This window comes from uncultured Gemmiger sp. (assembly GCA_944388105.1).
Classification (GTDB): Bacteria; Bacillota; Clostridia; order Oscillospirales; family Ruminococcaceae; genus Gemmiger.
Genome location: CALXHN010000015.1, coordinates 1 through 12,422, shown reverse-complemented (window position 1 = coordinate 12,422; position 12,422 = coordinate 1). Strand labels below are relative to the sequence as shown.

At 58.6% G+C, this 12,422-nt stretch carries 14 protein-coding genes; 11 read left to right on the top strand and 3 right to left on the bottom strand.

Annotated features, from left to right (window positions below):
* Positions 1-28 precede the first annotated feature (28 nt).
* The 7 genes from Q0K17_RS03280 to plsY all read left to right on the top strand — a co-directional run bounded on the left by Q0K17_RS03280 (position 29) and on the right by plsY (position 6,148).
* Positions 29-1,363 (top strand): glucose-6-phosphate isomerase, encoded by a 1,335-nt coding sequence (locus Q0K17_RS03280; protein WP_294539916.1) that lies wholly within the window; start codon positions 29-31, stop codon positions 1,361-1,363.
* Between the two features lie 39 nt (positions 1,364-1,402).
* On the top strand, positions 1,403-1,807 hold the full coding sequence (locus Q0K17_RS03275) for a hypothetical protein (RefSeq protein WP_204645737.1): 405 nt from the start codon (positions 1,403-1,405) through the stop codon (positions 1,805-1,807).
* Positions 1,808-1,962: 155 nt separating this feature from the next.
* Positions 1,963-2,463, top strand: a complete 501-nt coding sequence (locus Q0K17_RS03270; RefSeq protein WP_294539913.1) for a YceD family protein — start codon at positions 1,963-1,965, stop codon at positions 2,461-2,463.
* A gap of 24 nt (positions 2,464-2,487) precedes the next feature.
* Positions 2,488-2,676 (top strand): 50S ribosomal protein L32, encoded by a 189-nt coding sequence (gene rpmF, locus Q0K17_RS03265; RefSeq protein WP_204645733.1) that lies wholly within the window; start codon positions 2,488-2,490, stop codon positions 2,674-2,676.
* 105 nt (positions 2,677-2,781) lie between these two features.
* Positions 2,782-4,122 carry a DUF512 domain-containing protein gene (locus Q0K17_RS03260; protein ID WP_294539910.1) on the top strand — a complete coding sequence of 447 codons (1,341 nt, stop codon included), beginning with the start codon at positions 2,782-2,784 and terminating at the stop codon, positions 4,120-4,122.
* Positions 4,123-4,126: 4 nt separating this feature from the next.
* A complete protein-coding gene (gene der / locus Q0K17_RS03255; protein ID WP_294539908.1) occupies positions 4,127-5,458 on the top strand; it encodes a ribosome biogenesis GTPase Der in 1,332 nt (443 codons plus the stop codon).
* Between the two features lie 18 nt (positions 5,459-5,476).
* Positions 5,477-6,148, top strand: coding sequence for a glycerol-3-phosphate 1-O-acyltransferase PlsY (gene plsY / locus Q0K17_RS03250; protein ID WP_294539907.1), 672 nt, complete (start codon positions 5,477-5,479; stop codon positions 6,146-6,148).
* Positions 6,149-6,271: 123 nt separating this feature from the next.
* On the opposite strand, the gene Q0K17_RS03245 is transcribed toward plsY, so the two are convergent.
* Positions 6,272-7,285: an alpha-hydroxy-acid oxidizing protein gene (locus Q0K17_RS03245; RefSeq protein ID WP_294539906.1), complete on the bottom strand. Its 1,014-nt coding sequence runs from the start codon at positions 7,283-7,285 to the stop codon at positions 6,272-6,274.
* A gap of 149 nt (positions 7,286-7,434) precedes the next feature.
* Between Q0K17_RS03245 and Q0K17_RS03240 the strand changes: the two genes are divergently transcribed.
* On the top strand, positions 7,435-9,123 hold the full coding sequence (locus Q0K17_RS03240) for a M3 family oligoendopeptidase (RefSeq protein ID WP_294539905.1): 1,689 nt from the start codon (positions 7,435-7,437) through the stop codon (positions 9,121-9,123).
* Positions 9,124-9,188: 65 nt separating this feature from the next.
* Here Q0K17_RS03240 and Q0K17_RS03235 read toward each other — a convergent pair whose 3' ends face one another.
* Positions 9,189-10,301: a GGDEF domain-containing protein gene (locus Q0K17_RS03235; protein WP_294539904.1), complete on the bottom strand. Its 1,113-nt coding sequence runs from the start codon at positions 10,299-10,301 to the stop codon at positions 9,189-9,191.
* A 323-nt stretch (positions 10,302-10,624) separates the two neighbouring features.
* Here Q0K17_RS03235 and Q0K17_RS03230 point away from each other — a divergent pair, with 323 nt between their 5' ends.
* Complete coding sequence (locus Q0K17_RS03230) at positions 10,625-11,191, top strand: DUF3793 family protein (RefSeq protein WP_294539903.1); 567 nt, start codon at positions 10,625-10,627, stop codon at positions 11,189-11,191.
* Between the two features lie 153 nt (positions 11,192-11,344).
* Here the strand turns inward: Q0K17_RS03230 and Q0K17_RS03225 are convergent, their stop codons facing one another.
* Positions 11,345-11,722 carry a metal-dependent transcriptional regulator gene (locus Q0K17_RS03225; protein ID WP_294539902.1) on the bottom strand — a complete coding sequence of 126 codons (378 nt, stop codon included), beginning with the start codon at positions 11,720-11,722 and terminating at the stop codon, positions 11,345-11,347.
* A gap of 186 nt (positions 11,723-11,908) precedes the next feature.
* Between Q0K17_RS03225 and Q0K17_RS03220 the strand changes: the two genes are divergently transcribed.
* Both Q0K17_RS03220 and Q0K17_RS03215 read left to right on the top strand, forming a co-directional pair.
* The gene (locus Q0K17_RS03220; RefSeq protein WP_294539901.1) at positions 11,909-12,124 is read left to right on the top strand and encodes a FeoA family protein; all 216 of its coding nucleotides are present in this window, start codon (positions 11,909-11,911) and stop codon (positions 12,122-12,124) included.
* A gap of 45 nt (positions 12,125-12,169) precedes the next feature.
* Complete coding sequence (locus Q0K17_RS03215; protein ID WP_294539900.1) at positions 12,170-12,391, top strand: FeoA domain-containing protein; 222 nt, start codon at positions 12,170-12,172, stop codon at positions 12,389-12,391.
* Positions 12,392-12,422: the final 31 nt, after the last annotated feature.

Here is a 12,422-nt window from a genome sequence, read left to right as displayed (position 1 = left end):
TTACTAACAATCAAAGGAGGAGCTAACGATGAGTGTCAAATACAATGGCAAACATCTGGCAAAATTTATCCGTCCTGAAGAATATGACGCTATCTTTCCGCAGGTCGAGCTCGCCCACCGCCAGCTGGAGACGAAATCCGGCGCAGGCAATGACTTCTTGGGTTGGCTCGACCTGCCTGTCAATTATGACAAAGAGGAGTTTGCCCGCATCAAGCAGGCGGCGGAGAAGATCCGCTCTGACTCCGATGTGCTGCTGGTCGCTGGCATCGGCGGTTCCTATCTGGGCGCCCGCGCTGTGGTGGAGGCCGTCAAGGGCCAGTTCCACAACGAGACCGAAGACGGCCTGAAGATTTATTTCTGCGGCAATACCATCTCTCCCACGGCCCTGAACGACATCATCCGCATGACCAAGGGCAAGCGCTTCTCCATCAACGTCATCTCCAAGTCCGGCACCACCACCGAGACCGCTCTGGCTTTCCGTGTGCTGCGCAAGCTGCTGGAAGATTCCGTTGGTGCTGAGGAAGCCAACAAGCGCATCTACGCCACCACTGACCGTGCCCGCGGCACTCTGAAGCAGCTGGCCGACGCCCAGGGCTGGCCCACCTTCGTGGTCCCCGACGACGTGGGCGGCCGTTACTCGGTGCTCACCGCCGTGGGCCTGCTGCCCATTGCCTGTGCCGGTATCGATATTGATGCCCTGATGAAGGGCGCTGCTGATGCCCGGGAGCAGTTCAGTGTCTGCAGCATGGACAACGATGCCTATCGTTACGCCATGACCCGCAACATCCTGTACCGCAAGGGCAAGAAGGTGGAGACTCTGGCTGCGTTTGAGCCGGACTTCACCATGATGAACGAATGGTACAAGCAGCTGTTCGGCGAGAGCGAAGGCAAGGACCAGAAGGGCCTGATGCCCACTTCCTGCATCTTCTCCACCGATCTGCACTCCATGGGCCAGTTCCTGCAGGACGGCAGCCGGGTGATGTTCGAGACCTATGTGGATATCAAGAACACCCGGGAGGACTTCTTCATCCCCGAACTGGAAGGCAACTTCGACGGCCTGAACTTCCTGGCCAACCAGAACATGTCGGTTGTCAACCGCAAGGCCATGGAAGGCACCATCCTGGCCCACACCGACGGCGGCGTGCCGCTGGGTGTGATTGAAGTGGACAGCCTGGATGCCTACAACGTGGGCGCCCTGATCTACTTCTTCTGGAAGGCCTGCGCCGTGTCCGGCTACCTGCTGTCGGTCAACCCCTTCGACCAGCCCGGCGTGGAAAGCTACAAAAAGAATATGTTCGCTCTGTTGGGCAAACCCGGCTACGAAGCCCAGAAGGCTGAGCTGGAAGCCAAGCTCAACGGCTGAGGATAGTTTCCCCGACTACTTTTAAGGAGGCACACTCTTATGATCAAACTCATCGTAGGCGCCAAAGGCTCCGGCAAGACCAAGACCCTCATCGACATGATCGACCAGGCCACCCGCACTTCGGCCGGCAACATCGTCGTTATTGAAAAGTCCATGAAGCTCACCACCGAGATCAACCACAAGGCCCGTCTGCTGGATGTGGACGAGTATGACATCAAGGGCGCCGAGATGTTCTACGGCTTTGTTGCAGGCGTTCTGGCCGGCAACTACGATATCACCGAGCTGTTCATCGACGGCATCCTGAAGGTCGTGGACCACGACATGGAGCAGGCCACCAAGGTCCTGGCCGAAATCGACAAGATCACCGCCAACAACGTGGAAGTGGTTGTCACCGTTTCCGCCAACGTGGAAGATCTGCCCGAAGGCATCAAAAAGTATCTGTAAACCGCAGTGCGGCAGGGGCGGTCCTTTCGGGGCACCGCCCCTTTTCTTGTGGCAGGGAAAGGCCCAAAAACAATTTCTTGCGGTTTTTTGCAGATTTTGGTTGACAAGCCCCCCTTCCTTGTGTATACTAGATAAGCGACCTTTTGAGGTGAAGTATGCAATTCGATATACGGAACTTTCTGCAAAGCGCGAAAACCCCCTATACAACGCAGTTTTCCGCCGATCTCTCGGCAGCTGACTGGGATGGTTTCCGTGTGCCCGACCCGCTGGAATGTGCGTTTACCGCTCATCCCACCCAGGAAGGCGCGGTGATGACGCTGCACGTCAAGGCCAGTATTGAGGCCGAATGTGCCCGCTGTCTGGCGCCTGTGCATGAATCTTACGACTTCACCCGGGAATATCTGGTGCGTATGCGCGATCTCGATGACATCGACTTCGAGCTGCCTCTGGATGACCAGGGTCAACTGGATTTGCGGGAACTCGCCTATCAGGAACTGATCTTCGAGGTCCCGCGGGTGCTGCTGTGCAGCCCCGATTGCCAAGGTCTATGCCCCATCTGCGGCAAAAGAAAAGCGGAAGGCTGTGCCTGCCAAGTGGCGGCCGAAGCCGCCCCTGTGGATGCAAGGCTTAGCATATTAAAACAACTGCTTAGTTGAAATTCACCAAGGAGGTGCGATAAAATGGCAGTCCCTAAGAGAAAGCAGTCCAAAGCCCGCCGCGACAAGCGCCGTTCCAATGTCTGGAAGCTGGAAGCGCCTACGCTGGTGAAATGTCCTCAGTGCGGCGAGCTGACGGTGCCCCATCAGGTTTGTGGCAAGTGCGGCTACTACAAAGGCCGTGAAGTCGTTAAGGTCAACAAGGAAGCCTGAGCGGATTTTTTCAAAGCAGGGGAGGGGGCCAGTGCCCCCTCTTTTTCTTTGCGTATTTTCGTGGTATACTACTGTTACTGATGCGAATGGAAAGGGGAAAGGATCATGCCGCTGGTCGTTCAAAGCGTGGACGAAAACTCTGTGGCCCAGCGTCTGGGCCTGGGCGCCGGCTGTCTGCTGACGGCCATCGACGGCAACCCGTTGTGCGATGCCCTGGACTATCAGTTCTACACCGCCTCCGAGCGCTTCACCCTCACCGTCTGTGAGGACGGCCGGCAGCGGGACATCCCGGTGGAAAAGGAGCAGTACGAGCCCTTCGGCTGCAACTTCAAGACCTATCTGGCGGATGAAAAGCACAGCTGCGATAACCATTGCATGTTCTGCTTCATCGACCAGCTGCCCCCGGGCATGCGGGCGCCCCTCTATTTCAAGGATGACGACGAGCGCCTGTCCTTCCTGTACGGCAACTATATCACCATGACCAACCTTTCCGAAAGGGAAGTGGAGCGCATCATCAAGATGCACATCAGCCCCATCTTCATTTCGGTGCACACCACCAACCCCGCTTTGCGGGTGCGGATGATGGCCAACAAGAAAGCCGCCGATACCCTCCGGTATCTGGACATGTTCGCCAAGGGCGGCATCGAGATGAACTGTCAGCTGGTGCTCTGCCGGGGCATCAATGACGGGGATGAGCTGCGCCGCACCTTGGACGACCTGCTGGCCCTGCGGCCCCATGTGGGCAGCATCGCGGCGGTGCCGGCGGGCATCACCGATTACCGGGACAAGCTGTTCAAACTGACTGCTTACGACGCTGAGACCGCCGCCCAGACCCTGGATATCCTGGAAGAGTACAGCCGCCGCTGCCGGGAGCAGTACGGCCGCAGCATCGTCTATCCCAGCGACGAGTGGTATCTCACCGCCGGACGGGAGATCCCGCCCACCGAGTTCTATGACGATTTCGCCCAGCTGGAGGACGGCGTGGGCATGTGGCGGCGCTACCATGACACCTTCCTGGAGGAGCTGGCCAAGCCCCGGCGTCTGGTGCTGCCCCGCCGCATCGACGTGGTTACCGGCACCCTGGCGGCCCCGCTCATCGAGCAGATGGCCCAGGAGACCCACCGCCGCTATCCCGGCGTGCACATTACCGTCCACGCCATCGAAAACCGCTTTTTCGGCGGCAACGTGAGCGTGGCAGGTCTGGTTACCGCCACCGACATCATCGACCAATGCCGCGGCAAACTCAGCGGACACATCCTGGCCGTGCCCGAAGTGATGCTGCAGGATGAGGAAGACCGCTTCCTCGACGATATCACCCCCGAACAGCTGGGCGAAGCCCTGGGCTGCCGGGTGGTGGTGATCCCCACCGACGGCGCGGGCAGCTGCCGCGCCTACCTGGGGGTACGGATGCTCAAATCCGCCCCTCACAAGCCAAAGGAGGAATGACCACATGGCAAAACCGATCGTGGCCATCGTGGGCCGCCCCAATGTGGGCAAGTCCACCATCTTCAACAAACTCACCGGCCAGCGCATCGCCATCGTGGAGGATACCCCCGGCGTCACCCGGGACCGCATCTTCTGCGATTGCGAATGGAACGGCCACAGGTTCCTGCTGGTGGATACCGGCGGTATCGAACCCAGCATTGACGACGGCATCCTGGCCCACATGCGTCAGCAGGCCCAGATGGCCATTGATTCCGCTGACTGCATCGTCATGGTCACCGACCTGCGGGCCGGGGTGACACCCCAGGACCACGAGGTGGCTTCCATGCTCATGCGCAGCGGCAAGCCGGTGGTGCTGGCCGTGAACAAATGTGATAAAATCGGCGACCCGCCCATGGAGCTGTACGATTTCTACGCCCTGGGTCTGGGGGAACTGGTGCCCGTTTCCGGCGTGCACGGCCACGGCACCGGCGACCTGCTGGACGCCGTCTGCGCCCATCTGAACTTCTCGGAGGAGGAGCAGGAGGACGAGGACCGCATTCCGGTGGCCGTCATCGGCCGCCCCAACGTGGGCAAGTCCAGCCTCATCAACCACATCCTGGGCGAAGACCGCCTGATCGTGGCCAATGAGGCCGGTACCACCCGGGACGCCATCGACACCGAGGTGGAAAACCAGTACGGCAAGTTCATCTTCACCGACACCGCCGGCCTGCGCAAAAAGGGCAAGGTGGAAAGCGGCGTGGAACGCTTCAGCGTGCTGCGCAGTCTGGCGGCGGTGGAGCGCAGCCGGGTCTGCGTCATCATGATCGACGCCACCGTGGGCTTTACCGAACAGGATTCCAAGGTGGCGGGCTACGCCCATGAACAGGGCAAGGGCTGCATCATTGCGGTGAACAAGTGGGACGCGGTGGAAAAGGACACCTACACCATGGACCGCATGCGCAAGGAGCTGGAAGAATCCTTCAGCTTCATGTCCTACGCGCCCATCATCTTCATCAGCGCCAAGACCGGCCAGCGCATTGACAAGCTGTTCGAGACCATCCACTATGTGGATGTGCAGAACGGCACCCGCATCCCCACCGGCGCCCTCAACGAGATGCTGGCCCGGGCCACGGCGCGGGTACAGCCGCCTTCAGACAAGGGCAAGCGCCTGAAGATCTTCTATATCACCCAAAGTTCCACCCGCCCGCCCACATTCGTCTGCTTTGTCAACCAGCGGGCATTGTTCCACTTCTCGTATCAGCGGTATATCGAAAACCAGATCCGTGAGAACTTCGGCCTGACCGGCACGCCGGTGCGCATGCTTGTGCGTGAACACGGCGACGGGTCGGCCCGATAAGCGAAAGGGGAAGGAATCATGACTCTCAATCTCATTGCAGCTGTTGTGCTGGTGGCCCTGGAAGGCTACCTGTTGGGCAGCATCGTTTTCGGAATCCTCATTTCCCGCCTGCTCTGCCGTGATGATGTGCGGACCCACGGCAGTGGCAGCGCCGGCATGACCAACATGCTGCGTACCTACGGCAAGTTGCCCGGAGCGGCCACCGCTATCGGCGATGTGGCCAAAGGTGCTGTGGCGGTGTTCATCGGCAAATGGCTGTTCACCGCCCTGGTGCCTCAGCTGGACCCGGCCTGCGGGGCCTATCTGGCCGCCATCTTTGCCTGTATCGGCCACATGAAGCCGGTCTGGTTCGGCTTCAAGGGCGGCAAGGGGGTGCTGGTCTGCGGCGGCGCCATTCTGGCATTGCAGCCCCTGGTGTTTTTGATGCTGGTGGTGATCTTCCTCATTGAGTTTGCCATCACCCGCATCGTTTCCCTGGGCAGCATCATCATTGCGGCGGTGTATCCCATCCTGACGCTCTGCTTCTGGGCTTGGCACGGTGCGGACGTGCCCAACCTGATCTTTATCTTTGTCTGCAGCGTCATCATGGCGGCCATGGTCATTTACATGCATCGGTCCAATATCCAGCGCCTGCGCAACGGCACCGAGTACCGCTTCGGCCAGAAAAAGAAAGAATCCGACGAAAAGTAATCTGTCCCGGAACCGTATTGCGGCGGTTCCGACCACATCGCTGATACTGAACACCAAAACAAAGCCCCGGGCTGCCTGCCATTCTGGCAGATGCAGCCCGGGGCTTCTTGCTTTTTATACCGGTTACAGCCGAACCATATCCGGGGTGATGTCGGCCAGGGTCTTGGCGCCGCACATGGCCATGGTGTCGGCCAGTTCGGCGGCCAGCTGGTCCACATAGGCCTTCACGCCCTCGGCGCCGGCACCGTACACGGCGGTGACAAAAGGCCGCGCGATCAGTACCGCGTCGGCACCCAATGCCAGGGCGCGGAACACATCCAGACCGGTGCGGATGCCGCCATCCACCAGGATCAGCGCACGGCCCTTCACGGCCTTGGCAATTTCCGGCAGGACTTCGGCGGTGGCGGGGGTGCCGTCCAGCACACGGCCGCCGTGGTTGGAGACCACAATGCCGGTCGCGCCGGCCTGCACGGCCTTTTCGGCCCCCTTGACGGTCATGATGCCCTTGACGATAAAGGGAACACCCGCATCCCGGATGATCTCGCCCAGCTGCTCCACCGTCTTGCTGCCGGCGGGCGGGTCCAGATTCTTCAGGAAAGGCAATCCGGCGGCATCAATGTCCATGGCAGCCGCAAAGGCGCCGGATTCCCGGACCAGGGCCATTTTTCTGGCCACGGTGGCGGTATCCCAGGGCTTGACGGTGGGAACACCGAACCCGGCATTGGCGCCGATGACCCGGCAGGCGGCTTCCATCACGGCAGGGTTGGTTCCGTCGCCGGTGAAGGCCAGAATGCCCGCATCCCGGCAGGCGGGGACCAGAATATCATTGTAGGCAAGGTCATCATACTTGGTGCCGTAGTGCAGCTGCACGGCACCCACGGGGCCCGCAAACACCGGGACCTTGAAGGTATGCCCCAACATGGTGCAGCTGGTGTCCGGCGTACCGGGCTCACACAGCGTGTCCATGTTCACATGAACGGCCTGCCAGGCCGCATAGTTGCGGATGGCGCAGTCGCCCACACCCTTGGCGCCCGGGCCGGGAATGGTCCCCCGGCAGGCACGGCCGTCGCATACGGCACAGGCTTTGCAGGGGCCCATCTGGCCGCGCGCCTGCGCTGCAATATCCTGATATGTCATTGCAAACATCTCCCTTTCAGGTATGGTTTTCACCTGGTTCTATACTACCTCTTTTCGCCGTCAAACGCAAGCAGCGGCTTTCCTTTTTGTGGCAAGTGTGTTATCCTAAAAGACAAGCGCAAAACCTCATGAAAGGAGACCCTTACCCCATGAAATTTTCTGAAATGCCTTACCAGCGCCCGGATCTGGAGGCGGTGCTTACCGGCTGCAAGAGTCTGGCTGTCCGTCTGGCCGCTGCCGAAAGCGGGGAAGAACTGATCCACCTTTACCGGGAGGAAAACGACTTCCTGGCCCATTACCGCACCGCCCAGGTGCTGGCCAATATCCATTATACCCTGGACACCCGTGACACGACCTGGGCAGCCGAGCAGGACTGGTTTGATGCCAACGGCCCTGCCGTGGCCAATGCCGAGACCGAAATCGCCCGGGCCATCCTGTCCAATCCCCACGCCGACGCCCTGGAAAAAGCCTTCGGTTCCACCGTTCTGCCCACCCTGAAGAACCGGGTGCTGTCCATGGACGAGCGGGTCATCGACCTGCAGAAGGAAGAAAACACCCTGACCAGCGCCTATCAGCGTCTGTACGGCGGCGCCCTGGTAGAACTGGACGGCAAGCAGCTGACCATCCCCCAGCTGACGCCCTACAAGCAGAGCCTGGACCCTGCCATGCGTCGGGCTGCCTATGAGGCTGAAGCCTCCTACTTTGATGCCCATCGTGCCGAGTTCGACGATCTGTATGACCGGCTGGTCAAGAATCGCACCGAACAGGCCCACATTCTGGGCTACAAGGATTACAGCGAGCTGAGCTATGTCCGCATGAACCGCATCGGTTACGGACAGAAGGAAGTGGCCGCCTTCCGCAAGGAAGTGGAAGAACAGGTGGTGCCTCTGCTGCGCCGCATGCTGGACCTGCGTGCCAAGCGCACCGGCAACGAGCATCCCATGTTCTGGGATTCCGGTGTCTGCTTTGCGGACGGCAATCCGGCACCCCACGGCACCTATGAGGAGCTCATGGCCGGTGCCCGCAAGATGTACCATGAACTGAGCCCTATCACCGGGGAATTCATCGACTTCATGCAGGACAACGAGATGTTTGATGTCATGAGCCGTCCCGGCAAGATGACCGGCGGCTATGAGGAAATCATCCCCGACCACAAAGCCCCCTTCATCTTTGCAAACTGGAACGGCACTTCCGGAGATGTGAATGTGCTTACCCATGAAGCCGGCCACGCCCTGGAGGCCTATCTGGCCGCCCGCACCGAGATCCCCCAGGAACTGCAGTGTCCCGGCATGGAAAGCGCCGAGATCCACTCCATGTCCATGGAGTTCCTCACCGCACCCTGGCATCATCTCTTCTTCGGTCCCGACACCGACAAGTATGAACTGTATCACGCCGAGGACAGCTTCGTATTCCTGCCCTACGGCTGCATGGTGGACGAGTTCCAGCATATTGTCTACCAGAATCCGGACCTGACCCCGGAACAGCGCAATGCCGAATGGCTCAAGCTGGAACAGAAGTACCGTCCCTGGAACGAGTTCGGCGACCTGCCTTTCTACGGCCGGGGCGCGGGCTGGCAGCGCCAGCTGCACATCTATGAGTGCCCCTTCTACTACATCGACTACTGTCTGGCCACCGTCATTGCCCTGCAGTTCTTTATTGCAGCGCTGCATGACCATCAGGATGCCTGGCAGCGTTACCTCAAGCTGACCCGCCTGGCCGGCACCGCTTCTTATGCGGAGCTGGCCGAGGCTGCGGGCATGAAAGTCCCCTTCACCCCCGGCAGCCTCACCGATCTGGCCCGGGAAGTGGAAACCTGGATCGAACAGCATCAGCTGTAATCCGACTAAAAAACAGACAGCCCTCCGTCCGGTCTTCCCGGCGGAGGGCTGTCTGTTTTATTGGGCTAGTGGGTCAGGTTTCTTTTGGCTTTGTACAGTTCCCGGTCGGCGGCTTCGATCAGGTCCGGGATGGTGTTCATCTTGTCGCTGTATGCCGCATAGCCGATACACAGGGACAGGTGCCAGGGCTCCCCGCTGGCCGCGTTTTCTTGTGCCAGGGTCTGGATGATGCGGTCCCGCAGCTGACAGATCTCCGGTTCGCTGTCTGCCTCTCCGGCCACAATGAATTCATCGCCGCCGTACCGTGCAATCAGGAACCGGGGCGGCACCGATTTCTTCAGGGCTGTGGCAATCTGCACCAGTGCCCGGTCTCCGGCGGTGTGCCCGTAGGTGTCGTTGATGTTCTTGAACCGGTTGGCGTCCATCATCAGCAGATACAAAGTCTTGTCGTGGCTTTTGATGTGCTCGGAAAGATACTGTATCAGCTGGGTACGGTTGTTCAGGCCGGTCAGCGGGTCCCGGGAGATCAGCCGCGCCTGCCGGTTCTGGTACAGCAGGATGATGGACAAGGTGATGCCCACGCACAGCATAGGAGCATCGCCGCCCAAAAATAGCTGCAGGGCGGAGAACAACAATGGGAACAGCACAAAGGACGCCAGCATCCGGTATTCGGATCGATGGGCGTAATAGCGCCGCTGGGTGGATTTGATGTAGGCCTTTCCGGCGGGCCAGAAGATGTAGAGATAGGCGACCGCCACCTGGAACCAGTGCAAAGGGCCGCGCTGGTATCCTTCCGGACCGATGTAAAACACCAGCCCTGCCAGGGTGATGATCTGCAGGACCGCGGCCGGCGTCAGGGAAAGACAGAACAGGCTGCGCTTTTGCAGCCAGCAGGATTCCATACAGGTCTCGGCGTACAGCATCCAAAAAACCGAGGTCAGGTTCAGAGCCAGGAAATACAGTTGGTTGACGGTCCAGCTCAGGGGTTCCGGCGCGCCGGCCGCATGCAGCAGGGCCCAGGCAAGGTCAAAACCAAAACTCAGCAGGGCACAGCACATCAGACCGGTGAAAAGTCGTACCCGGGGGGACTTATCAATGTCCCGCGCCAGCTGCACGATTTCCAGCACCACAATCAAAATGCAGATCAGGTTGATTTCGACGTACAGAATATGATCCATGCCGCACCTCCTCCGTGTTGAAGATGAATCATTCTGCGCTGACGATGTGCCTTTAGTATATCATAGCAGGAAAAAATTGGAAAGACTGGAACCGGGAAAGCGGACCTTGCAGGGATACAAACAGGTCTGTATAAAAAAATTGAGCAGAAAGTGCTTGACAGAAAAGCCGCAGTGTGATATAGTCATTGCATCGGTTAGAAAAGACTAACTGATGACGCCATCCTGCCCTTCGCTTTCTGGCGAAAAAGGCGAGATGGGCTGTTTTTGACTTATTGGTTAGCTTTAGCTAACCGACGGACCAACAAAACCGGGAGGTGATTTTTATGCGCAGAGATTTTGGCGTGGCCTTCATTACCCAGTGTGCGCCGGTCATGGCCGGCATCAAACCGGCCAATCTGTTCCGCTGGGTGGAGCCGGATGCGGCCTCCATGCATAAAACCCTTGCGGTCTGGCGTTCCCAGCTGGCATCCAGGGGCGTAAAGATTCAGGTGCTCAAGGCCTGTTCGCTGACCTCCGCCTTTCTCATCTATGTGTACCGTGCCAATCGCCTGCGGGAGATCCTGCAGCGGACAGAGGTACAGGCCTATCTGGCAGAGGCCGGGTATGGCACAGGTCCTTTGGAATCCCAGCTGGCGCATCTTTCGTCGCGTCTGTGCACGGAAGCGGAATTCCCGCATGAGATCGGTGTTTTCCTGGGATATCCCCTGGAGGACGTGGTCGGGTTTGTGCAGAACAAGGGAAAAAATTATACATGCAAGGGATACTGGAAAGCATACGGCGATCCGGATGCCGCGCGTGCCCGTTTTGCGCAATACCGCAAATGCACGGAGGTGTATCTGCGCTGTTACCGCAGCGGATTCACCCCCACCCGCCTTACCGTGGCGGTGTAGTGCAGACAACTGTTTCCAATTCGATTATTTCCAGCCTGAAAAAGAACGTACACAGCCATTTGCGATCTTTTGAAAAAGGCTTTCCGAATCAGCAAAACCGGCGCCCGTGTACTCTCCGTGCGGGCGCCGGTTTTGTTTTCGTTGGGAAAAAGATTATTCTTCGGGGAAATGCTTTTCGGCGTATTCGGCCAGCCGGTCGAAGGTTTCGGGGCTCAGGTCGTGCTCGATCTTGCAGGCGTCTTCTGCAGCGGTCTCCTCATCCACACCCAAAGCCATGAGGATGCGGGTCAGCAGCTTGTGGCGCTGGTAGATCCGGGTGGCGATCTCGTATCCCGGTGCTTCCAGGGTGATGCAGCCGGCACCGTCCATGGAAATATAACCTGCCAGCCGCAGATTCTTCATGGCTACGCTGACACTTGGCTTGGAAAAGCCCAGCTCATTGGCAATGTCAATGGAGTGGACTTCGCCCTTCCGCTCCTGGATCATAAGAATTTTTTCCAGATAATCTTCTGCAGATTGGTGAATCTTCATAAAAAAAGCCTCGCTTTATTGGTCTTTACTTAAAACATTAGCACAAACTAACCTGAAATGCAAGAAAAAGGATTGACATTCCCGGTTAGTGGTTATAAACTGCAAATGATCCGAAAGTTAGTAAAAACTAACTGATATCGTTTATCCGGGGCCATACCAGCACAGGACAGAAAGAAGGGGAACAATTTGCTGCCGATCACCATGGGCAAAATCGGAGAAAGCTACACCATCCGGAAGATCACCGGACGGGATGATGTGCGTCAGCACCTGGCCGAACTGGGCTTTGTGCTGGACACGCGGGTCGTGATTGTCAGCCAGTTGTCCGGCAACCTGATTCTGCAGGTCAGGGACAGTCGGGTGGCACTGGACAAGACCATGGCAAACCGCATTCTGGTCAGCTGAACGGGCAAGCCGTTGGCCATAGATTTGTATGGAGGAGGCAATACAATGAAAACGCTGAAAGAAGCCAAGGTGGGGCAGACCGTCACCGTAGCCAAGGTACACGGGGAAGGTCCGGTGCGCCGGCGCATCATGGACATGGGTCTGACCAAAGGCGTTCAGATCCTGGTGCGCAAGGTGGCGCCGCTGGGGGACCCCATGGAACTGAATATCCGTGGATATGAGCTCAGCATTCGCAAGGCGGACGCGGAGATGGTGGAACTGGTATAAAGCGGGCGGTTGTTGCAGGACCGCCTTCTTT

What these genes read in the sequence shown, in the direction of transcription:
- Q0K17_RS03280 (WP_294539916.1), top strand. Translation starts at nt 29, where the DNA reads ATGAGTGTCAAATACAATGGCAAACATCTGGCAAAATTTATCCGTCCT.
- Q0K17_RS03275 (WP_204645737.1), top strand. Translation starts at nt 1,403, where the DNA reads ATGATCAAACTCATCGTAGGCGCCAAAGGCTCCGGCAAGACCAAGACC.
- Q0K17_RS03270 (WP_294539913.1), top strand. Translation starts at nt 1,963, where the DNA reads ATGCAATTCGATATACGGAACTTTCTGCAAAGCGCGAAAACCCCCTAT.
- rpmF (WP_204645733.1), top strand. Translation starts at nt 2,488, where the DNA reads ATGGCAGTCCCTAAGAGAAAGCAGTCCAAAGCCCGCCGCGACAAGCGC.
- Q0K17_RS03260 (WP_294539910.1), top strand. Translation starts at nt 2,782, where the DNA reads ATGCCGCTGGTCGTTCAAAGCGTGGACGAAAACTCTGTGGCCCAGCGT.
- der (WP_294539908.1), top strand. Translation starts at nt 4,127, where the DNA reads ATGGCAAAACCGATCGTGGCCATCGTGGGCCGCCCCAATGTGGGCAAG.
- plsY (WP_294539907.1), top strand. Translation starts at nt 5,477, where the DNA reads ATGACTCTCAATCTCATTGCAGCTGTTGTGCTGGTGGCCCTGGAAGGC.
- Q0K17_RS03245 (WP_294539906.1), bottom strand. Translation starts at nt 7,285, where the DNA reads ATGACATATCAGGATATTGCAGCGCAGGCGCGCGGCCAGATGGGCCCC.
- Q0K17_RS03240 (WP_294539905.1), top strand. Translation starts at nt 7,435, where the DNA reads ATGAAATTTTCTGAAATGCCTTACCAGCGCCCGGATCTGGAGGCGGTG.
- Q0K17_RS03235 (WP_294539904.1), bottom strand. Translation starts at nt 10,301, where the DNA reads ATGGATCATATTCTGTACGTCGAAATCAACCTGATCTGCATTTTGATT.
- Q0K17_RS03230 (WP_294539903.1), top strand. Translation starts at nt 10,625, where the DNA reads ATGCGCAGAGATTTTGGCGTGGCCTTCATTACCCAGTGTGCGCCGGTC.
- Q0K17_RS03225 (WP_294539902.1), bottom strand. Translation starts at nt 11,722, where the DNA reads ATGAAGATTCACCAATCTGCAGAAGATTATCTGGAAAAAATTCTTATG.
- Q0K17_RS03215 (WP_294539900.1), top strand. Translation starts at nt 12,170, where the DNA reads ATGAAAACGCTGAAAGAAGCCAAGGTGGGGCAGACCGTCACCGTAGCC.